The 21,682-nt window shown below is 56.2% G+C and carries 18 protein-coding genes and 1 pseudogene; 6 read left to right on the top strand and 13 right to left on the bottom strand.

The genetic code is table 11. The features are described from left to right. Window positions 1-1,149 precede the first annotated feature (1,149 nt). A complete protein-coding gene (locus D3871_RS29495; protein ID WP_119772700.1) occupies window positions 1,150-2,163 on the bottom strand; it encodes a porin in 1,014 nt (337 codons plus the stop codon). A gap of 371 nt (window positions 2,164-2,534) precedes the next feature. Continuing rightward, window positions 2,535-3,446, bottom strand: a complete 912-nt coding sequence (locus D3871_RS29490) for a dioxygenase family protein (protein ID WP_119772699.1) — start codon at window positions 3,444-3,446, stop codon at window positions 2,535-2,537. A 305-nt stretch (window positions 3,447-3,751) separates the two neighbouring features. On the opposite strand from D3871_RS29490, the gene D3871_RS29485 reads away from it, so the two are divergent. Then, a complete protein-coding gene (locus D3871_RS29485) occupies window positions 3,752-4,678 on the top strand; it encodes a LysR family transcriptional regulator (protein ID WP_119772698.1) in 927 nt (308 codons plus the stop codon). Between the two features lie 72 nt (window positions 4,679-4,750). On the opposite strand, the gene D3871_RS29480 is transcribed toward D3871_RS29485, so the two are convergent. After that, complete coding sequence (locus D3871_RS29480) at window positions 4,751-5,428, bottom strand: hydrolase (RefSeq protein ID WP_119772697.1); 678 nt, start codon at window positions 5,426-5,428, stop codon at window positions 4,751-4,753. Window positions 5,429-5,518: 90 nt separating this feature from the next. Next, window positions 5,519-5,730, bottom strand: a pseudogene (locus tag D3871_RS29475) (pirin family protein); the annotation flags it as partial. Between the two features lie 125 nt (window positions 5,731-5,855). On the opposite strand from D3871_RS29475, the gene D3871_RS29470 reads away from it, so the two are divergent. Then, a complete protein-coding gene (locus D3871_RS29470; RefSeq protein WP_119772696.1) occupies window positions 5,856-6,764 on the top strand; it encodes a LysR family transcriptional regulator in 909 nt (302 codons plus the stop codon). 90 nt (window positions 6,765-6,854) lie between these two features. On the opposite strand, the gene D3871_RS29465 is transcribed toward D3871_RS29470, so the two are convergent. The 5 genes from D3871_RS29465 to D3871_RS29445 form a co-directional block, all read right to left on the bottom strand. Next, complete coding sequence (locus D3871_RS29465) at window positions 6,855-7,472, bottom strand: superoxide dismutase (RefSeq protein WP_119772695.1); 618 nt, start codon at window positions 7,470-7,472, stop codon at window positions 6,855-6,857. Between the two features lie 56 nt (window positions 7,473-7,528). Next, window positions 7,529-7,864, bottom strand: coding sequence for an HAD family hydrolase (locus tag D3871_RS29460; protein WP_119772694.1), 336 nt, complete (start codon window positions 7,862-7,864; stop codon window positions 7,529-7,531). Window positions 7,865-8,147: 283 nt separating this feature from the next. Continuing rightward, window positions 8,148-10,433: a xanthine dehydrogenase family protein molybdopterin-binding subunit gene (locus tag D3871_RS29455; protein ID WP_119772693.1), complete on the bottom strand. Its 2,286-nt coding sequence runs from the start codon at window positions 10,431-10,433 to the stop codon at window positions 8,148-8,150. Beyond that, complete coding sequence (locus D3871_RS29450; protein ID WP_119772692.1) at window positions 10,430-10,924, bottom strand: (2Fe-2S)-binding protein; 495 nt, start codon at window positions 10,922-10,924, stop codon at window positions 10,430-10,432. The genes D3871_RS29455 and D3871_RS29450 overlap by 4 nt, the downstream gene beginning before the upstream one ends. After that, window positions 10,921-11,784, bottom strand: coding sequence for an FAD binding domain-containing protein (locus tag D3871_RS29445; RefSeq protein ID WP_119772691.1), 864 nt, complete (start codon window positions 11,782-11,784; stop codon window positions 10,921-10,923). Before D3871_RS29445 ends, D3871_RS29450 begins: the two co-directional genes overlap by 4 nt. Window positions 11,785-12,096: 312 nt before the next feature. Here D3871_RS29445 and D3871_RS29440 point away from each other — a divergent pair, with 312 nt between their 5' ends. The 4 genes from D3871_RS29440 to moaA all read left to right on the top strand — a co-directional run bounded on the left by D3871_RS29440 (window position 12,097) and on the right by moaA (window position 17,416). Then, window positions 12,097-13,017 (top strand): LysR family transcriptional regulator, encoded by a 921-nt coding sequence (locus D3871_RS29440; RefSeq protein ID WP_233575871.1) that lies wholly within the window; start codon window positions 12,097-12,099, stop codon window positions 13,015-13,017. A 208-nt stretch (window positions 13,018-13,225) separates the two neighbouring features. Further along, complete coding sequence (locus D3871_RS29435; protein WP_119772690.1) at window positions 13,226-14,614, top strand: nucleobase:cation symporter-2 family protein; 1,389 nt, start codon at window positions 13,226-13,228, stop codon at window positions 14,612-14,614. Between the two features lie 34 nt (window positions 14,615-14,648). Next, window positions 14,649-16,250 carry a methyl-accepting chemotaxis protein gene (locus D3871_RS29430; RefSeq protein ID WP_119772689.1) on the top strand — a complete coding sequence of 534 codons (1,602 nt, stop codon included), beginning with the start codon at window positions 14,649-14,651 and terminating at the stop codon, window positions 16,248-16,250. A gap of 23 nt (window positions 16,251-16,273) precedes the next feature. Beyond that, window positions 16,274-17,416, top strand: a complete 1,143-nt coding sequence (gene moaA / locus D3871_RS29425; protein WP_119772688.1) for a GTP 3',8-cyclase MoaA — start codon at window positions 16,274-16,276, stop codon at window positions 17,414-17,416. A 76-nt stretch (window positions 17,417-17,492) separates the two neighbouring features. Here the strand turns inward: moaA and D3871_RS29420 are convergent, their stop codons facing one another. The 4 genes from D3871_RS29420 to D3871_RS29405 all read right to left on the bottom strand — a co-directional run bounded on the left by D3871_RS29420 (window position 17,493) and on the right by D3871_RS29405 (window position 21,350). After that, window positions 17,493-18,527 carry a C45 family autoproteolytic acyltransferase/hydrolase gene (locus D3871_RS29420; protein ID WP_119772687.1) on the bottom strand — a complete coding sequence of 345 codons (1,035 nt, stop codon included), beginning with the start codon at window positions 18,525-18,527 and terminating at the stop codon, window positions 17,493-17,495. 404 nt (window positions 18,528-18,931) lie between these two features. Beyond that, entirely contained in the window at window positions 18,932-19,810 is an 879-nt protein-coding gene (locus D3871_RS29415; RefSeq protein WP_158598119.1) for a uroporphyrinogen-III synthase, read from the bottom strand. A gap of 16 nt (window positions 19,811-19,826) precedes the next feature. After that, window positions 19,827-20,750 carry a universal stress protein gene (locus D3871_RS29410; RefSeq protein WP_158598118.1) on the bottom strand — a complete coding sequence of 308 codons (924 nt, stop codon included), beginning with the start codon at window positions 20,748-20,750 and terminating at the stop codon, window positions 19,827-19,829. A 141-nt stretch (window positions 20,751-20,891) separates the two neighbouring features. Next, the gene (locus tag D3871_RS29405; RefSeq protein WP_119772684.1) at window positions 20,892-21,350 is read right to left on the bottom strand and encodes a GreA/GreB family elongation factor; all 459 of its coding nucleotides are present in this window, start codon (window positions 21,348-21,350) and stop codon (window positions 20,892-20,894) included. Window positions 21,351-21,682: the final 332 nt, after the last annotated feature.

The following is a 21,682-nucleotide window of genomic DNA, read 5'->3' as shown; positions in this document are numbered from 1 at the left end:
CAGCCAGTTTTTCCCCGGCGGCAGCCGAGCGCAACACCTTGTCGGCAAAGTTGTTGTTGGTCTCAGAACCTAATTCATCGATATAGCGCGTAAACGCCCCCGTCAATCCATCATGTAATCGATTGCCTTGGTAATCACGAATGGGACAGTATTGATGCCAATACGCCGTGCGCGTTCCTGAGCAACTTCGCACGGCTTAGATGAGGCCCCATGAGACGTTGAATGAACCAAGTCGCATGACATCACATCTCACAAACCGTGGCGGCGCGACTGGTCGAAGGTATCTTGCACTTGCGCAGCTGTCGTTCCCATTTGCGTGGCGATAAGCGGAAGACATTCAGCGGGAAGAAAACCCAATGCGGCTTCTATGCGTTGGAGCGTCGGAACGAGTCCTAACTTCTGAGCGCGACTGTCTGACAAGATTGATTCCACAACGTCAACGACGTCCAAAGGAGGTATATGGTCTGGACTTAGACGATGCGCGCTCGCAGTCATCGCGGAGACAAACCATGTGAGAAGAAATCGACACATACTAAGCACCCGGTCAAAAGGTAGCGATAACTCCCGTTTCACCGGGCCCGTCGAAAACGGTCTAATAAAACCGTGTTGTTAAACTGTTAGCGCGTGCAGTGGGAAGGCTTCTTGGTCTTTGGCTATTACTATGCTTGCGAAATTACTTCGCCATGCCGGCCAGCGCGGACCAAGTACGCCACTGTTTCCCATTGAATCGCGAGGGCAACGTCACCCTTGTAGACGATCGGATTATTTCATTTGCGCGATGGTGGCCGGTCTATTCCGCGTGAATGGGTAATTGACGGAAACGGCTGGGCCCGCGAAATCGAGTAGAAGAAATGGACTGAGTTGCTTCCCATGGTTCTACATGGTTTTAATATGAAAACATTGACTGCACCGGGAATGCGTCGCTGGCCCAGTACGCGCGCGGAGCATGATAAACCCCAAGTATCCTTGTCGCATCCATCCTGCTTTCCGCCACATGCTCCGTCGTCGATAAGCAATATATATCCAGTCCAACTCCCCGTATAGGTAGTGGAATCGACACTCAGCGTTCTATCTGTTGAACGATCCATGTACTCTATGCAAGCTCGGTCAGAAACCGAGCTTGCCACACGAGCGTTGCGCTTCCTATTGTTAGAACGCGTGATTGATGCCAAACTGAAAGCCGGATGACTTCTCGCCAGGCACACCCGCCGGAGACGAATCCGCCGTCACGTAAGCCGCGTTACCGTCATTGGTGATGTGCGAATAGGCAGTGTAGAGTGTCGTGCGCTTGCTTAAGGGGTATACGTATCCGATGGCGACTTGGCGTGCATCGTCTGCGTCGAGGCCAGGGCCCGACCGGTCTGAGCGAGCGATGGAGGCCTTGATAGTCCCCCCACCGAAGGGAATGGCCGCGCCGACCAGCACGTTAGTTTGTTTGTCGCTGGCCAGCTTGTATTGAAGATAGTTCACATAAGCCTTGAGCGCGCCAAAGTCATAAGTGCCGCCGACAGTGGCCGTCTTGAAGTCGCTTCCGCCGGCAGGGGTCGTCCCGTATGCGGCGGCAATGTTCAGTGGGCCGGCCTCGTAGCCAATGCGACCACCTTGGTGCTTCGCCCCATCCACATCTTCATCGAATGCGAACATGAGCTGACCATAGACGCCGCCCAGCGTGCGCGGCAGGAAATAGCCAACGGAGTTACTCGCCCGGGACTGAGTCCTTGCGCTGCCCAGTCCGAGGGGCCAGCCTTCGATGATGTTACTGCTCCCGCCGACACCGACCGTTCCAAAGGGCGTGAAATGCGAGACGTTCCAAAATATGGGAGTGTAGTCCCGTCCCATACGCAGCTCTCCGTACTGTTTGCTGGCCAAGCTCACGGTCGAGCGGCGTCCGAATAACGCCCCCTGAGAGGCACCGGTGTCGGGTAGGACAGCAGTTTCAAGCCAAAATCCTGCGGAGAGACCGCCGCCAAGGTCTTCGGTTCCGCGGAAACCGATTCGGCTTGGCAGCAGGTAGCCGCCTTGGTCCATGCCGGTGACTGAATTGCTACCGGCCTTCGAGCGGGTCACGTTCAGGTCGATGCTGCCGAACACCGTGACGGATGATTGAGCGAACGCTGTGCTTGCGAGTCCAAGCGCCAGCAGCGAGAAAAATTGCTTCTTCATAAGATGCCTTTATTAACTGTAGAGACGATTGCCCTTGCTGATGCACGGGCAGCGGGCTTCGTGGGGTTACATTGGCGTAAGCCATGGGGCTAAGGTGCCAAATCTGGGACCGCTTGTTATGTTGGCATTCACTTCGAATGGATTGTTTTCATCCTTGTCTCCTGTTTTGTTTGTGATGGCGTTTTGGGGATCGTCTTGCTATGTGTTTGGCATAATGAGTTGGACCTTGCATGGCTTGGCCGAGTTATCGCGCAACAGGCGCGCTTGGCCTGCAGCTTTGCGCCGAGACGAAGCATGCGGCAGCTGATATACATGGTGAAGGTGACTCTCGTACTTGAAGCCCCGTCCTATAGCTACTTATGGACGCATTGTTAAGGCAAGGGCGGCTTAGGAATTCGCGTCTCGCCGGGTTCAAGCCGCAACTCCACGTCGAGATGGAAATGACCCTGGCTGTCCGGCTGGAACTCGCGCAGTAGCGACCCGACTGCACCGAAGGCTGCATCGCTGTATGCGTAGGGGTCGCGCTCGTCAAAAATCTGGGTGGTCAAGACTTTGTGACCAGGTGCGATGGCAATAAAATGCAGATGCGCCGGTCGCATGTGATCACGATTTTGCAGGGACAACAGCTCTCCACAAGGACCGTCAATCGGAACACCGTACCCGGACGGTTTGACGCTTTCAAACCAGAATCTGCCGTTGGCGTCGGTCTCGAAGACCGCGCGTAGGTTCATGTCTTCCTGCTCAGGATCCTGATTCTCGTACAGACCACCAGGAGATGCTTGCCATGTCTCAACGCGCGCACCTTGGATGGGTTCGCCATTCAGCGACAGGACGCGTCCGTGGACAAACAGGGCTGCTCCGGTCGTGCCGTCCGCCGCTATGCGTGCGCCGTTGGGTCTGACCGGTTGATTGCTTCTCCAAAACGGCCCTATAAGTGCGGGTTCCGTTCCTCCGGCGGCCAATACAGCTTTCGCATCCATTAAAAGAACGAGCGTGGCCAGTCCAAGAATGTCGGCAAGCAGGATACCTTCGTGCTTCGCCGGCCCTGTGGCCTGCCCCACGCGAACCATGAAGTCGAGCCCCGCGTGGAGCTCCTCGTAGGTGAGCTTCACTTCGGAAGCGAATGCATGAAGATGCCGTATGAGCGCGTCCAGAACGGTTCTCGTCCGCGGGTCATGCGTACCCTTGTTTGCTTCCAGGACGGCGTTGAGTAATGCTTGCGGATTGGCTGGGATAGACTGCTGCGAGGGAGCAGTTGATGTGACGAGCTTTGTGGGTGCCATGGGTTGGTCTCTTCAATTTGGTGCTATTGCGGCTTGAACTTGGTTTCGCTAACTGATTGCCACGGAGAGTTCTAGGGTACGATGCGGGCAACTCCCCATTTCTTGGGAAGTGATGTCAAGTTTCATTCCTTTATTTGCTGCCTGTTTTGCGGATCAGAACACTTCATTTCGCGCTCTGTAGGCGTCAATATAGATAGTCGCTGAGGAACAGGTCCAGTATAATTTTTTGAGTGATTCCATAACAATTCGGCATTGAGCGTCTGCCACTCGCAGAAACGCCAATAGAACACAACAGAAGGCACTCGATGGACCTTAGGCAACTTCGCTACTTCATTGTGCTGGCGAACCAGCAGCACTTTGGTCGCGCAGCGAACGTTCTCCATGTTGCGCAGCCCGCGCTCACACGCCAGATTCAACTGTTAGAGGAAGAACTGGGGGTGCAGCTTTTCGTGCGGCATGCGAGAGGAGCTACACCAACCGAAGAGGCCCTGTTTCTTCTTGAGCGAGCGTCCTTCTTGCTGCGATACGCCGAGCAGTTAAAGCAGGACATGATGGCGCGCCAGCGTGACCCGCGTGGTCCAGTCGCCGTCGGCCTTTCACCTGGCTTGGCGTTATTGTTGGCCGTGCCGTTAACCCGCGCAGTGCACCGGAGGATGCCCGACGTTAGGCTTCGAATCGTCGAGGGTCTCGCGCAGTCGCTGCAGGGCATGCTTTTGCAGGGAACGGTAGACCTAGCAGTGCTTAACTATCCTGCGCAAGGTACCAATCTTGTGACCTTTCCTCTCCTGACTGAAGATATCTGCCTCATCGGCCGGCCCGACGATAAGCGAATGCATGCACCGAAAGCTAAACTGAAACAGTTTGGTGGCTTGCCGCTCGTGATGACTGGCGTCGCAAAGTCAGGTGTGCGGCTTGAACTAGAGGTCGGTGCGGCACGCGCTGGTGTTGAACTTAACCAGATGGTCGAGGTCGAGACTGTCGAAGTCGCGAAACGCCTGGTGCGTGATGGTGTAGGCCTGACCGTGCATTTCGCCGCCGCCGTCAAGGAAGACCTAGAAGCTGGTCGTTTGAATGCGATCCCAATTGAGGGATTACATCTACGGCGCATAATTGCGCGCGCGTCTGACCGCCCACCTTCGAGGGCAACTGAAGAAATGATTGACATCTTGCGCACGGTGATCGAAGAGTTGGTCCAAGGAGGGGAATGGCCCCACGCTGTGCTTGATAGCTGAGGTGGTGAGCCTAGGCTAAGGTCTGTCTGAATAAACCAAGTAAGCGTGGATGAGCCAAGCCGATCGTACTCCTTAGCGTTGGGAATCCAGCACCTCATTGTTCTTCTGAACTGCCTGCGCTTTCATGTAGCTTTCAATTAGCAGTTGATACGCCGGGAAGATCTTGGTATAGACCTCGGCCCACTGCTGTGCATCATCGCGATTCCAGGTTTTCTGTAATTCGGATGCCACGGCAGCGGTATCCATTGGTACCACGCCGGCCTGCATTACGCGAGCCAAGGTGATTTCCTGCGCCATCTTCGAGTAGGTGCCCGAAGCATCGATCACGGCAAACACCTTGTAGCCATCAGCTACTGCACTGATGGAAGGGAAAGCCAGGCACACACTGGTAATGGTGCCGGCAATGATCAACGTCTTGCGGCCGGTTTCCTTGACAGCGGCAACAAAGTCCGGATTATCCCAAGCATTGATCTCTCCCTTCCGTGCCACATATTTGGCGTGCGGTGCGTTCTCATGGATTTCCGGAATCAGCGGGCCGTTGGGGCCCTGCGGCACCGAAGCAGTGGTGATCACGGGAAGTTTGGACAGCGTCGCCATTTTTGCGAGTGCGGTGGCGCGCGCACGCAATTCGGTCATAGGCATGTCGCCGATGGTTTGAAACAGACCGCTCTGATGGTCAATCAGCAACATGACGGCATCGTTGGGATCAATAACCGGGCGTTGGCCGTTGAAGTTGGCTGGGGCACTCATAGTATTTCTCCTTTGCAAGTTGACCGGTGTCTTACTCCGGCAAAAAAAATCCCTGTGGCATGGAGCGGGCAACAGGGGTTCCGACTACTCGATGGTGACGGTTTCGAATCCTCGGTGCGGGTGCGGTCCGACGCCGCGCGGGTGTGCTGCTGGTTTGAAATCCACAGGACCAGCATAGTCCAGCATCAGGAAGGGGCTCAGATGCCGATCAAATTGGTTATAGGAGAACAGTGTGCGCACCGGGAAACCATTCCCGACCCAATGTTGCCGGGGCTGCTATAAATGCCAAGAATCTTTTTCATCATCTACTCCTGAGTCTAGGCCAATAGGGCCGTCGGGGATGGAAGTAGCGTAATGCATGGCAGTTTTAAGCAATAGGTAGCAAAATACGTTCTCAGCGTTCTACCAATGGAACAAAAGAGGCTACATGTTTAGAGATCTCAATGACTTGCTCTACTTTGCCAAAGTGGTCGAATACCAAGGATTTGCCCCGGCCGGACGAGCACTGGGTATCCCTAAATCAAAGTTGAGCCGACGCGTGGCATTGCTGGAAGAGCAACTAGGCGTTCGTCTTATCCAACGCTCAACACGACGGTTCTCGGTGACAGAACTGGGACAGAGTTACTACACCCACTGTGCGGCGATGCTGGTCGAGGCGGAAGCCGCGCAACAGGCGATAGAGCAAATTCGTTCGGAACCAAGTGGCCTTGTCAGAATGACCTGTCCGGTTGCACTCCTGCATGCTCGTGTAGGCCAGATGGTGGCCGACTTCATGGCGGAGAACCGGAAAGTCACCGTGCACCTGGAGGCGACCAATCGCCGGGTCGATGTGATTGGAGAGGGGATAGACTTGGCTATCCGCGTGCGCCCGCCTCCACTACAGGATAGTGACTTGGTGATGAAAGTGCTAGCTGAGCGAGCCTGGTGCATCGTTGCTAGCCCAACCCTGCTCGAAAAGCATGGGGGAGTCATCGTGCCGGCTGATTTGAATCGTCTGCCGACTCTTGATCTTGGCCCCGCTCAGTCCGAGCACGCCTGGGATCTGGATGGTCCTGGCGGCACCAAGGCAACGCTGCATCACACTCCGAGATTAGTAACCGACGACATGATAATGCTGCGCATAGCCGCTATGGCTGGAGCAGGGATCGTACAGCTACCCACGATGATGATGACGGATGAATTGCGCCAAGGCCAACTGGTGAAACTTGTTCCTGATTGGGTACCCAAAGGTGGTGTTGTACATGTGGTATTCCCATCTAGGCGCGGATTGCTGCCGTCGGTTCGAGCACTAATCGACTACCTTTCTTTTCAGTTCGCGCAGATTCATGAAGAATGAGGATGCAACGCAAATAGTGAAGATAAGCAGCTCTCTGATTACAACTATTTGAGTGCATTTCAGGCTGCTCTCTCAATACGTTAAAGGTATTTATTCCGAACTATCTTCTAACGAAACACATCGCTCCTGAGCCGCAAAATTTTGCGCAACGAAATCCCAGTTGACAACATTCCAGAATGCCTCGACAAATTTGGCGCGCGCATTGCGATAGTCAATGTAGTACGCATGTTCCCAAACGTCGCAGGTCAGCAGCGGCACATCGCTGGTGAGGATCGGCGTGCCGGCATTGGCGGTATTCACGATGTCGAGTGAGCCATCCGGTTTTCGTACCAGCCAGGTCCACCCGGAACCGAAGTTGCTGACGCACGCGCGCGTGAATTCTTCCTTGAACTTGCTGATCGAACCCCATCGCACCACGATGGCTCCCGCCAGCAAACCGACCGGCGCTCCACCACCTTCAGGCGCCATGCAATTCCAGAAGAAGGTATGGTTCCAGATCTGGGCTGCGTTGTTGAACAGACTGCCCGCGGAATCCCTGACGATCTCTTCCAGCGAAGCATGTTCGAACTCGCCACCCTTTACCAGGTTGTTCAGGTTGGTGACATAGGTCAGATGATGCTTGCCGTAGTGGTAATCGATGCTTTCCTTCGATATATAAGGTTGTAGCGCATCCGCAGCGTAGGGGAGGGCGGGTAGCCGATGTTCCATTGCATGTCCTTTTAAGTTACTTAGATTTTCTTGAAGGTCTGTGGGCCAAGCGGTCGTCAAATGTCACGCTTAAAGCGCTGCACGGCCGCCCAGTCCACATCCGTGGCGGCTTGCGTGCCGCAATGCGTCATTGCTTCGAAACGGCGCGCTTTGACTGCATGGATGGCCTCGACCAGAAAGCTGGCGTCGTAGGCGGTGAGCAAATGGGGCTGATGCATTTGCAGATAAATGCGTACGCGTTCCTTTTCACAAGGATGGCGACGCAGTTCGTGATAGGTCGCATCATCCCAGTGCCATCGCAGGCCGAGTTCGTAGAAAGCGGCATTGAAAGCACTGAGGTGCAGTCTTTCCGTGGCGTCGCCAACATGTTGGTCGAATGTCGTGTTCGACATTGCATTACTCCCGTGTCGTGAAAAGTGGCTTCCGAAGCCATGCGGAAGCGGCAAGGACACATCTACAGTGCCTGCTCCCCTCGTCATACCCGAGAAATCGGGTATCCATACAGAGCCTGCACTTCGGCTACGACTATTCAGGTCGCTGCCTGTCCCATCGGCTTATGGATTCTCGCTTTCGCGGGAATGACGGGTGAGGGACGCACATGTTCCTTCTCGCGGGAAGGGAACATGCGGTTCTTTGCCGGATGGCTGCGCTGTGCTTATTGATAAGCGGTAAAGCCTATGCGGTCTGCTGTTCGCCTTTCAATTGCGCCAGCGCGGTCAGGACTTGTTCCGGCTTGATCGGGTAATGCCGGAAACGCACGCCGATCGCGTCGTATACTGCATTGGCGATGGCCGGACCGATGGCGACGATAGGATCTTCGCCGACTCCCTTCGCGCCGAACGGTCCGCCCGGGTCCGGTGCGTTTTCGAGGATCACGGTTTTGATCGGCGGCATGTCCATTGCCAGCGGCATCTTGTAATCGACGAAATTGGCATTGAGAGACCGGCCGGTGCGCATGTCGATTTGATAGTCCTCGTACAACGTGTGCCCGATACCTTGCTGGATACCGCCTTCGATCTGGCCGGCCGCCGCGACAGGATGGATGACCTTGCCGATCTCGTGCACCGGGATCACCTGCTCGACCGTGATGTAGCCGGTTTCGGTATCGACGCGCACTTCAACGAAATGGGCGGCGAACGAGTAGGACTTGGTCGGATGGTAGGTGGCGGTGCCGACCAGCTGCGCCGCAGGAATGCCTTTTTTCGGCATCACGGCTTCACGCACTGTCATGCGCAGGCCGGGCCGCGCGCGCACGGTGATGTCGCCCTGTGCCACCACCAGGTCGTCGATCCTGGCGTCGAGCTGCTCCGCGGCGCGCTTGAGCATCTGCTTCTTCACTTCGGCAGCGGCCATCTGGGCGGCACGTCCACCCATATAGGTGGTATGGCTCGCGAACGCGCCAATATCCCAAGGGACGACATCGGTGTCGCCATGGACTACCGATACGTCCTCGAATTTCAAGCCGAGTTCTTCGGCGACAATCTGCGCCAGCGCCGTGTGCGCCCCGGTGCCGAGTCCCGCAGTACCGGTCAGCAGTACCGCCGTGCCGTCTTCATTCATCTTGACGATGGCATTGCCTTGCTCCTTGATGCCGGGATAGGCGCTGCTGCCGTGCATCTCGCAGCCTACGCCCCAGCCGTAACGGATCGGGCCTTCCACCTTGCGCGGCTGGCGGCGCAGGTTGCGCCAGTCGGTCAACTCCATACCCTTCTTGATGCAGGCTTCCAGTCCGTGACCGATCAAGGGATGATTGGATGGTGCGATATCGCCTTCGCGCACCGCGTTCTGCAATTTCAGTTCTGCCGGGTCCATGCCCAGTTTCACCGCTGCCTCATCCATCTGGATATCCAGCGCGTAATAGGTCTGTACCACGCCGTAGCCGCGGAACGCGCCGGCGATCGGACTGTTGGTGTACACGCAGCGGCCTTCCAGATGCACGTTCTCGCAGCGATATAAAGAAACCAAGGCGGAGGTGCCGACGTTGGTGACGCCCGGGCCATGCGAACCGTATGCGCCGGAGTTGAATACGACACGTGCCTGACGCGCGGTGATCGTGCCGTCTTTCCTGAAACCCTGCTTGAGCCAGATTTTTGCAGGATGCCGGGTGCGGCCGCCGAGGAAGGTTTCCTCGCGCGTGAACTCCATGCGTACCGGGCGTTTGGTTTCTTTCGCCAGCAGCGCACACAGGAACTCGTGCTGGAACAAATCCTGTTTCGCACCAAAGCCGCCGCCCATATGGTCGACCAGCACGCGGACCTTGTGCAGGGGCAGGCCGAGCACTTCGGCCATGATGCCGCGCACCATGAAGGCGGTCTGGGTGGAGATCCATACCGTCAGGTTGCCGTTGCCATCCCATTGGCAGGTACAGACGTTCGGTTCCATGTAAGCCGGCGTCGGACGTCCGCCTTCATATTCTCCTTCGAGAATAAAGTCGGCTTCGGCAAAACCCTTTTCCACGTCTCCGCGCGTGAAAATGGCGGGCGGCAAAACAAGATTGCCGCCGGGTTCGCGATCATGGATCAGGGGCGCGTCGGGACGCTGTGCGTCTTCCACGGTAAATACGGCCGGCAATTCTTCGTATTCCACTTCGATCAGGCCAATGGCCTTCTCGGCGATTTCTTCGCTTATCGCGGCGACCACGGCGACACCTTCACCCCAGTAGCGCACCTTGTTATCGAGGATGTACTGGTCGCAGGTGACCGACGCCGAGCGCGGGTGCGGGGAACCGGCGTGCAGCACGCGGGGAACATTCTCATGGGTCAGCACTGCCTTGACGCCGGGCAGCGCACGGGCCTTGCTGACGTCGATGCGCTTGATCAGCGCATGGGCGACGTTGCACCGCTTGGTTTTTCCGAACAGGAGGCCAGGCATGTTCATGTCCGCCACATACTTGGCATCGCCGGTCACTTTCGCCAACAGGTCGGTACGCTTGACGCTGGTGCCGATAATCGAATGTGTCATCGTGTTTCCCCCTGTGTGCTTTCATTCATCTGGCCGGCGGTGCGGTCGATCGCTTCGATAATTTTTGTATAACCGGTGCAGCGGCAGATATTGCCGGCAATGGCGAACCGGATTTCGTCAGTGGACGGCGCCGGATTTTCATCGAGCAGCGCTTTCGCCATCACGATGAAGCCGGGAGTACAGAATCCGCATTGTGCAGCGCCGCACTTCATGAAGTTGTCCTGCAGCGGATGGACTTCATCGCAGGAGCGCTGGATGCCTTCAATCGTGGTGATCTTGCAGCCATTGACTTCACCGGCCAGCACCAGGCAGGAATTCACTGGTTTGCCATCGAGGATGACAGTGCATGAACCGCATTCGCCGACATCGCAACCTTTCTTGGTGCCGGTCAGGCAGGCGTCGTTGCGCAAGGTGTCGAGCAGCGTGTGATGTGGTTCGATGGCGAGCTCGCGCTGCTCTTCATTCAAGGTGAGGGAGATAATCTGTTTCATTGTGCTTCCTTCAATGCCTGTTCAAGGGCTCTTTTTGTCAAGACGCTGACCATCTGCCGCCGGTAAGCATCGCTGCCGCGTACATCGCTGATCGGACGCGCTTCTTCTTTGGCGGCAAACGCAGCCGCAGCAATGGCTTCCTGATCGATGCGCTTGTTGCGCAACAACTCTTCGGCGCGCTTGGCCCGGATCGGCGTCGGCGCGACCGCCGCCAGCACAATGCGCACCTCACGGCAGGTATCGCCCTCCATCGTCAGGGTGACGGCCACGCCGACGGTGGCCAGTTCCATCGCAATACGGCGCCCATGCTTGATATAGACCTTGCCGGTGTGCGGTGCCGGCGGCGGGATCATGATGTGGGTGACAATCTCGTCGGCGCCGAGCGCGGTCTTGCCCGGCCCGGTAAAGAAGTCTTCCATCCGTTCGATGCGGCGTCCTTTCGGGCCGTAGATCTGCAGCGTCGCGCCATCGGCAATCAGCGGTGGCAGGGTGTCCGCAGAAGGCGAGGCGCGGCATACGTTGCCGACCACGGTTGCCCGGTTGCGCACCTGGATCGAGGCGAAATCGGTGGTGGCGCGCGCCAGGCTCGTATAATGCCGTTGCACCAGCGGCGAGGTTTCGACCGCGCGGGTGGTGGTCAAGGCGCCGATGCGCAATCCGGTTTCCGGATCGAAGTGCAGATCGTCCATGCCAGGAATTTTCTTGATATTGATGACATGGTCGGGCTGCCGCACATGTTCCTTGATCTGCACGAGGAGGTCGGTGCCGCCGGCGATCAGGCTCGCCTTGCCGTTGCCGCTCTGGAGCAGGGACACCGCTTCGGATAGCGTTACGGGTTCAAAGTACTGAAAGTCTCTCATCTCTTTTCCTTAAATGATCGTGGAAGCCACGACGACACGCGCTTGCCGGTATGCATGTTCACGGATACTGACCGGCTGCCGGTCAACGTGATAATCTCTGGTCACGGGCAATCGGTAAATGGGTCAAACCCTATTTATTAATCGTGTTACTCTATGAATCGTGTCGATTGGATGCCTATCAATCGCACGTAGGCCGCGATGTTGCCCGCTCTAGAGCCCTTTTTGCCTTGCCTGGTCAACTCAGGACGAAAAGGCTCTAACGGGAGTGCCGAAACCAGCCAACCCTTTGGTGAAATCGGATATTTTTGCGACATGAAAAATCTCGCCAACATGAATGTTTCCCTGCGCCAGCTGCGCGCATTTATTGCAGTCGCGTCGGAAGGACACTTCACCCGCGCTGCGGACAAGCTCAACCTGTCGCAGTCATCGGTCAGCGCACTGGTACATGAACTCGAAGCCAATCTCGGCCTGCGCCTGTTCGATCGCCACACGCGCCTGCTGCAAATCACGCAGGCCGGCGCCGAACTCTTACCTCTGGTAAAGAAAGCGGTCGACGACATCGACAGCGTCATCGAAAATTCCAGTGAATTGAGAACGCTCGGCCGGGGTCGCGTATCGATTGCCGCGTCGTCGGTCCAGGCTGCGTTGATGCTGCCGCGCTTTATCCGGCAGTTTTGTATCGAATATCCCGGCGTCAAAGTGGAATTGCATGACGTCGCGGAACACGAAGTCCCGCAAATGGTGCGCATGGGGGAAGTTGATTTCGGCATCGGGACAGAAGCCGACAGCAAGCTGGACCTTGCCGCGCATTTGTTATCTTCCGATGCGTTTGTGGTGGTCATGCGCCCCGATCACGCGCTCGCACGCAAGCGCGAATTGCGCTGGCAGGACCTGGCGGATATGCCGTTGATCGGCCCCCGGCACGGCAATCCTATCCGCGAGCGCCTTGACAGCGCCTTGCAGGCCGAGGGAATCACGCTCTCCCGTCTGCATGAGGTATATTTGCCGCTGACCATGGTCGGCATGGTGGAAGCGGGTCTCGGAATTGCGGTGATGAGTACGGCGGTGAGCAGGCTTGCTGCAGGACTTGGACTTGTGGTCAAAACGGTGACTAATCCTGTGATCCAGCGTGAAGTGTCCTTGCTGTTCCATGCCGGCCGCTCGCTTTCTCCAACGGCCCAGCATTTTCGCGATCTATTGATCCGTAGCAAACAGGTGCTTGCCGAACAGTGAGTGGGCTGGGCGGCATGGCCCATGTCGGCACCCGTATACCAGCTATTCGATCTTATGTGCGCATTCATCGGATAACACGATCGATAAATTTGTCTTTAAGTATTTACCGGTGATGGTTCAGGTGGCATCCTCAATTTGCACATAGCCGATGCGAGCGTATTTCACCATATAGCTCCCCCAGTCGGTCTGGGGAACCACAGGAGACAGCATGTCCAGTATTGAAAAAGCCCATCCCGTCGACGAAGTTCTTCCCGCATCAAAGCTTGCTGCCCTCGGCTTGCAGCATGTACTGGTGATGTATGCCGGCGCGATTGCGGTACCGCTGATAATCGGTGGCGCGCTGAAGCTGCCCAAAGATCAGATCGCACTGTTGATTGCCGCTGACTTGTTTTGCTGCGGTCTGGTGACGATGATACAAAGTATCGGTATCTGGAATATCGGCATTCGCCTGCCGATGATGATGGGCGTGACGTTCACCGCCATCGCGCCGATTATCGCTACTGGTTCCAATCCTGCGCTAGGCATGCAAGCGGTGTTCGGCGCAGTGATGGTGGCGGGTATTTTTACCTATATTGCATCGCCCTACGTCAGTCGCCTTGTCAAATGGTTTCCGCCTGTCGTCACCGGCACGGTCGTACTGGTTATCGGCATATCCTTGATGCGGGTCGGCATCAATTGGGCAGCGGGCGGCAGTCCGACCATTTCCGGCCCTTCGGGACCGATGCCCAACCCCAACTATGGCTTGCCGATCAATCTGGCGATTTCCGCCCTGGTCTTGTTGACGGTGTTGCTGATCGTCGCTTTCGGCAAGGGTTTCATCGCCAATCTTTCCGTCCTGATCGGTATCACGGCGGGCTTCCTGATCGCGCTGGCACTAGGCAAGGTAAGCTTCGACGGCGTTGCCACCGCCAGCTGGTTTTATCCGATCATGCCCTTCCAGTTCGGCTTGCCCACGTTCGACATCATGTCGAGCATTACGCTTTGCATCGTCATGATGGTCATCATGGTCGAAGGCGTCGGCCAGTTTCTTGCTATCGGGGAAGTGGTCGGCAAACCGATTACGCGCACCGATATTGCGCGCGGATTGCGAGCTGATGGCGTCGGAGCCATCCTTGGGTCCATATTCAATACCTTCACCTACACTTCGTATGCGCAGAACATCGGATTGGTCCAGGTAACGGGCGTGCGCAGCCGTTGGGTGTGCGCTGCGGCGGGCGGCATCCTTGTGATTCTCGGATGCCTGCCAAAGCTTGCCTATTTCGCGGCTTCGATTCCGCAATACGTACTCGGCGGCGCTGCCGTGGTCATGTTCGGCATGGTCGCTGCCACCGGTATCAAGATCCTGATGCATGTCGACTTCGACAAGAACAATAAAAACCTGTACATCGTCGCCGTGAGTGTTGCGCTGGGAATGATTCCGCTGGTCGCCGACAAATTCTTCGTCCAGTTACCTGAACTGCTGGCGAAGTTCTGCCAGAACGGCATTCTGCTCGGGACCTTGACCGCGCTGCTGCTGAACATCCTGTTCAATGGGGCAGGCACAGAGAAGGAAGTGGCATTTGCGATTGCGGAAGAACCTACTGGCGCAGCTTCCTGATCGACAGGAAAGACGCCCGACTGAGAGAGGCACCATGAAATGGTTTTACGATTTGAGAATCGCGACCAAGCTCGTCGTCGCGATTGCCGCAGTGTTGTGCCTGACCGTATTGCTTGGTGCGGTTTCTCTCTACAGGATGGGCAGCATCAACCAGGCGTCCAGCGAACAGGTTGACAAGTGGCTGCCTGGTGTCAAGACCATCCTGCTCTTGCGCGGCAATCTGGGCGAGTTCCGCCGCTGGGAGTTGTCGCATCTGATCAATACCACCGAGCCGACAATGGCGTTTGCGGAAAAGCGTCTTGCCGACTTGTCCGCGGCATTGAAGCGCGACCGGGAAGCATACGCGCGCCTGCTATCCTCGCCGGAGGAACAGGCGCTGTATGCGGAGCTGACCACGATGTTCGACCAGTTCATGGTCGAACATCAAAAGTTTCTAGTGTTGTCTCGGCAGAACAGCAAGGATGAAGCGAAAACCTTCATCGTCGGCGAATCCTCGCGCCTGCTCGGAGAAATGACTGCCCGGATCAACAAGCTCGTCGACATCAATGCCGAAGGCGGAAACGCTGCACATCGACGGGCGCAGGACACCTACACGATGTCGCTTATCTGGATGCTGTGCCTGATAGGCGCAACCGTGGTATCAGGCATTTTGCTCGCCTTATGGATCGCGCGCATCATATCCAGTCCCTTGAAATTTGCCGTCGTTACCGCCAGGCGGGTTGCCGCCGGCGATCTGACCGCGATCATCGAGGTCAGATCGAAAGATGAAACAGGCCAGCTGATGCAGGCACTGAGGGATATGAACGACGGTCTGGTGCGCATCGTCAGCGATGTACGCGCATCGACCGATACCATTGCGACCGCATCGGGCGAGATAGCATCGGGGAACCTGGATTTGTCTTCCAGAAGCGAAGCGCAAGCCAGTTCCCTCCAGCAGACGGCAGCGTCGATGGAGCAGTTGACAGCAACCGTGAAGCAGAACGCCGACAATGCAACGCAAGCCAATCAACTGGCGATTAACGCGTCGGGCGTAGCGGCAAAGGGCGGCGAGGTGGTATCGCAAGTGGTGGACACGATGGCCTCGATTAACGATTCGTCCAGGAAGATCGTCGACATCATCAGTGTGATCGATGGCATTGCTTTCCAGACCAATATTCTTGCGCTGAACGCCGCGGTGGAGGCGGCGCGCGCCGGCGAACAGGGCAGGGGATTCGCCGTGGTCGCCAGCGAAGTACGCAGCCTCGCGCAACGAAGCGCCGCCGCGGCAAAAGAAATCAAGACCTTGATCGGCGATTCGGTCGATAAAACAGAGGCGGGCAGCAGGCTTGTCGGACAGGCCGGCAAGACCATGGATGAAGTGGTAAGCAGTGTGCTTCGCGTCACCGATATCATCGGCGAGATTACGACTGCCAGCCGCGAGCAGCGAACCGGGATCGAGCAGATTAACCAGGCGATCGCGCAGATGGACCAGACGACCCAGCAAAACGCGGCATTGGTCGAGCAGGCGTCGGCGGCCGCGGAAGCCATGCAGGAGCAGGCAAGCAAACTGGTCGATGTCGTCAAGGTGTTCAAGCTGGACAATGCCGAGGCCATGCCGCACATGGGTATGATGGTTTATCACTCTGCGGCCATGTGACGCATGCCGGTAGGCCGGACTTTATGAACAAGAAGATTATTCCCATCATGGATCATCGTCGGTTGGACGTCGACGCAGCGGCTGACCGGAGACCTGTGGTTGCGACCGCCGAGCCTGCATCGGTCTCCGCCTTGCCGGATGTCGTAACCGACAAACTCGACCGCCCGCTTCGCGACTTGCGCATCTCCGTGACAGATCGCTGCAATTTCCGCTGCGTGTACTGCATGCCCAAGGAAGTATTCGACCATCGCTATACCTATCTGCCGCAGGATGCGCTGCTCTCCTTTGAAGAAATAGTCAGGATCGCAAAACTATTCATTGCCCGTGGCGTTCGCAAGATCCGGCTCACCGGCGGCGAGCCATTGTTGCGCAAGAATATAGAGCGCCTGGTTGCCATGCTCAGCACGCTTCGGACAATCGACGGGGATAGTCTGGAACTGACGTTGACGACCAACGGATCGCTGCTTGCGAAAAAGGCCCATGCGCTGAAAGATGCCGGGCTGACCCGCCTCACGGTGTCGCTCGATGCGCTGGACGACACGCTGTTCCGCAAGATGAACGATGTCGATTTTGCCGTGGCTGATGTGCTGCGAGGCCTTGATGCTGCGCATCAGGCCGGCTTTACGCATACCAAGGTCAACATGGTGGTCAAGGGCGGCACCAACGACAGCCAGATACTGACTATGGCCCGCTATTTCAAGGATTCCCCCTTTATCCTGCGATATATCGAGTACATGGACGTGGGATCGTCCAATGGCTGGAAGCTGGACGAGGTGATCCCGTCAGCGGAAGTCATTCGGCGCATTCATCAAGAGTTTCCCTTGCGTGCAATTGCGCCGAATTATGATGGTGAAACGGCTGCGCGATGGCGCTACGTGGATGGCGGTGGCGAAATTGGCGTTATCTCCAGCGTTACGCAGGCATTCTGCCAAAGCTGTACCCGGGCGCGCTTATCGACCGAAGGAAAGCTGTTCACCTGCCTGTTCGGCACGCAGGGTTACGATTTGCGGACCTTGCTGCGGCGCGGCGATACGGATGACGAGTTGTCGACGGTGATCGCGCGCCTGTGGCGCGCACGCAGCGACCGGTATTCGGAAATGCGGACCGCGATGACATCGGTTGCCGTACCGTTGCGCAAGGTGGAAATGTCGTACATAGGCGGCTAGAGCAAGGGCGTCGAGGCATCCGTCGATGGCTTGCGCCTGTCATCCACCGCCTGAACGCTCAGTAAAGGTGTTGACCTTACCTATTGAGGGGAAAGCTGTGCGTAAGCCATGTTGATTCCTGCGTTGATCGAACGCTAAATCTAATATCTGTTTCGCTTGTCGTTACCAGGGTGACGACAGAATCAGTCGTTTTCTCCACGTCGCCTGATGCGGCCAGCTCGGGAGGTCCTTGACATTGCGTCGTCGGCGTGAGCGTCTGATCGATGCACATTTCGTCAGGGTGCGGCGGGATTTCCTCGAGTAGCCGCCGCATCTCCTCCAGGCGTGCCTCGCTGTCGACGTTACGCATGTGGGTTGCCGACTTCATAATGTCGTGAATAGCATGATTTGTGTGCGCATACTTGCTAGCGACTGGAACGATTGAGCGCTGCCCTCTCTCTGATTCAATGCTTACCATGACAAACTCATGTGCCGAACCTAGAGTATGGTGTGCTGCGCCAAAGTCGTTCCATTCCATGACCAGTTCGATCGCTTCCAACAGAGATTGAGTGCCGAGAACCGCGCGGTTGATGAATCCAGTCGGGACGCCGTCTAATGCGCATGGTAAATCCAGGCGATTTACGGCGTGCACCATTCCGGACGTCGTCGCCGCAATGGTATTGCCTGGAAGTTCTCCGGGTGCATAGACTGTAGCAAAGCCCGGCATCCCGTCAGGGTGAATCGTGGCTAATCGCACTGCACCTTCATTTCCACCGATACCACTAAGACGATGGAACACGGATCGCGATCCTAAGCGGTTCCAGGCAAGCGTGCTGCTACGCAGCGACGATACGCCGAGTAGCTCCGCACGACAGTTCCAAATAAACACCTTTTCAAATTCCATTCCCAGGCCGGTGCTAATACCATACAGCTCGTCGCAACACGTCGGAAATGCCTTTTGAACGGTATCGATTAACCGGGTGATTGTCGAAGTACCATACCATTCCATCAAGCAGGCCCACTCATCTGTGCGGACTATCCATTCATGCATGGCTTCTTGGGCGAGTTCACCCAGAGTGAGTCCAATATTTTCTGGTGTTCCCTGAATTAGTATAGGTGTTGCGGTTTGCATTACATTGAGAAGTGCACGCCAAAAAGACGTATGTGATGGACTGTCGTCGAGAAAGTAAGAACCGAAATCTGGTTCATTCCATAGCTGATTCAGAAGGGTAAACCAAGGTCATGCGTCGAGAGTCGAGACAACGGTATCAGGTTTCATACGTAATACACCATTAAGGCTACGCTGAATAAGTTCCGCGATGGCGCAGGCCTGATTTCGGGATGAGGCGCAAGGCGCAAACCACAGACATGGCGGGGCCATGGCGAGGATTTGCAACGCCGCGGATCGCCCGAAATCAGGATGTGCGACACGCGAGGACTTGTTCAGCGTAGCCTTAAGTGTGATGTCACGCACTGTCGTTGCTCATATAAATGTACATTGGCAGGCACACGCTTGGACCGGTTACCAAGTGCATGCTAGCTCCCATGCCCGGAATACAGCGCCGTTAAACACGACATTACATTATCGTCACCGGTACCTGAAAGAACGACATTGGTAAAGCCGGCGATCTTTGCGGCTTCAAAAATACGCGGATGTGTCACGATCAGTCGTTGCGTGATCAAGCGCACTCGTCCTTCGCTGCCGGCAGCCTGTTCCGCCTGGTCCACTAGCACCGCCAGTCCCTCAGTGCTCGTCACCACCCAATCGTTATGACCAGCCAGCAATTCATTGAGCAATACCATCCTCTGCTGATCCAGCCTGACCGGAATCCGCCGATACGCGGCAAGGAGATCCACTGTCATGCCGCCGGCGAGAAGGGCGTTCGCCAAGTACTCTCTTCCTGTTTCCGCCCTTACAATCAGAGCACGCTTTCCCCGAAGCTCCTGCAGGTTGAGAATTTTCAATAACCCCTCTGAGTCGTTTGAAGAGAGGCGGTCAGGTACCACGATCTTCACGTGCGCTTCCGTAAAACCTAGTTTTTCCAACTGCTTTACCCCGGTACTCCCCATTACGGCAATGGCCGTGGATCGCGGCCAGTAAGTGACGGACGGAAAAAACGCGGCTATTGCATTCGGGCTGACAAAGATCACTAATGCGTAACAATCAATATTGCGCACGGCGTCATATATCAGCCTGCGATCCACGGCTGGCAAGATGTCCAATAACGGGTAAAGCGTCGGTGTTACTCCCAGCGATTGGATTCGTTCTGCCAAAAGCATGGATTGTTTTAATGGCCTGGTTACCACAATAGTATGCGCAATACCGCCGCCGGAGCTGATTTGCTCGAGGGCCGAGGCATGTGGTTTTCGCGGCATGGAATTTTCCACTGCCGACTGCACCGGAAGTCGATTCATGGCGGTCCTTTTGATTCTAAGCTGCGGGCCTGTCATCCCAGCCACCGGGGGGCGAAGTTGACGTGACAAGGAGGTCGCAGGTCGTACGGTCCATTAGACGTTGTGCTGTGTTGCCCAGCAGGCGTTCTACGAAGCGCGATTTGCCGTGCCTGCCAATGGCGATCAGGTCGGCGCGCATGCGTTTGGCGTAATCACAGAGTACAGACACTGTTTGGCCATAGTGAATGGCGCGAGTGATCAACTGTTTCCTTGTGCCCAGTTGATCAATGAACAGATTGAGTTCTCCGCGTGCTTCTTCGCATAGAGCCATCCGGCTGGCGTTCATGGCTTCCGTATTGAGGCCGGACTCCCGCATGATCCCTTCGTCCGGGACCTGGCAGGCGTGAAGAAACGTGAAGTGGGCCGATGGTGCTACGGCTAGCGCATGACGGGCAGCTTCCTTCGACTCTTCCGAAAAGTCTACTGCAACCAGTACTTTTGCGTAAGCCCGGTCAGGATCGGTATGTACAAGAAGTACCGGCCGCGTACTAAGGCGCACGAGTTCGTCGTTACCATCCCGCGTGAAAAAAGCGGGTACGAATTTCTTCGACCGCGCTGCAACAATCGTCAGATCAGAGTCCAGTTCATCGGCTCGCTTGGCAATCGCAGTAGCTGGTTTTCCCACGGCTAATGAGCGAATGCACTGCAAGGCATCAACGCTATGGGCTAACGAAACCGGAAGCCGGTTCTCGACGAGAACGCTATCAACCGAACTGACATCACATTCGGTGCTTTCGGAAGCAGTGGCGGGCGTATTCAATCCCATCCTCGTTTCCTGTACCGCTAGAATCTCGAGCGTGCTGGCCTTTAACTCCACACTGAGCATTGCAGCGCGCGTTTCTGCGCGCCTCGCCTGCTCTGAATAGTCCGTGGCGACTAATATATTCTGAATACGATGCATACCATCTCCCCTCAATACATCGTTGTTACTCTGATTTTGCGCATCTCGCATTGCTAGCTCTGTCGTCGTTATGCCAGGTCGGCAGAATCTACGGACAACGCTTCATTTGGCGTGCAGCGAAGCGATCCGTCCTGACTAGGGTTAAGTAGGCCTGGATTCTCTGACGGCAGGGGCGCCGCGATTGAATGGCTCACGTGCGCAGTCGTCGTCGTACACTGGTTCGACTTTTACAATTTCAATGTACTGAACCTGGTTAAAGGGGAGCGTAACTGCAACGATGCTTCCGACGACGCGTCCGAGCAAGGCCATCGCCAAAGGCGCGAGAAGCGACACCTTCGCCAGCACATCACTTGCATCCTGTGGACACACAAGAACAATCGATTTCAATTGCGAGGTGCCGACCGCGCGGTAGACCACTGTTGAGTACAGGGAGACATAGTCGTCACGCCGGCTATTCTCTGGAAGCAGGATGGAAGTAGTGATTAGCTCTATGAGCCGTTCTGCATGGTTAAACTTAACATCACGCAGACGCAACAAGTTCTCGGCAAGTCGACTAAGGGTTGATGCGTCATGCTGAGACAAAAAGCGTTCAATTTTCATGGCAATAGATCCCCATGACCGCATGCTTGGAAAGCGGTCATTGAAAAAGACGTGGGGTGCCAGCCGAAGATGCCGGCACGTCGTTCAAATTTCGGGTGGGGTGGCTCGGGAGGCAGTGAGAACCGGTGGTTCTCTTAGGCGCTCGCCGAGCCTAAGAGAGGCAGGCGAGGTCCCGTGTGGACAACTGCGCGCGGCGTACATTCAAGAAAGCATTCCCGTGCGGCAGAGGGCACGGGCGCTGATTAAAAATGAAGCACGCAACAATAGATGACACTCCCTCGTTCAGGGTAGAACAATTGCGATTCGCGAGAATGCAGGCCTTGTTCACGCTA

Source organism: Noviherbaspirillum saxi (assembly GCF_003591035.1).
In the GTDB taxonomy this organism is placed as follows: domain Bacteria; phylum Pseudomonadota; class Gammaproteobacteria; order Burkholderiales; family Burkholderiaceae_D; genus Noviherbaspirillum; species Noviherbaspirillum saxi.
Note: the sequence above shows the minus strand (reverse complement) of the source record. Positions and strands in the feature narration are given on the sequence as shown.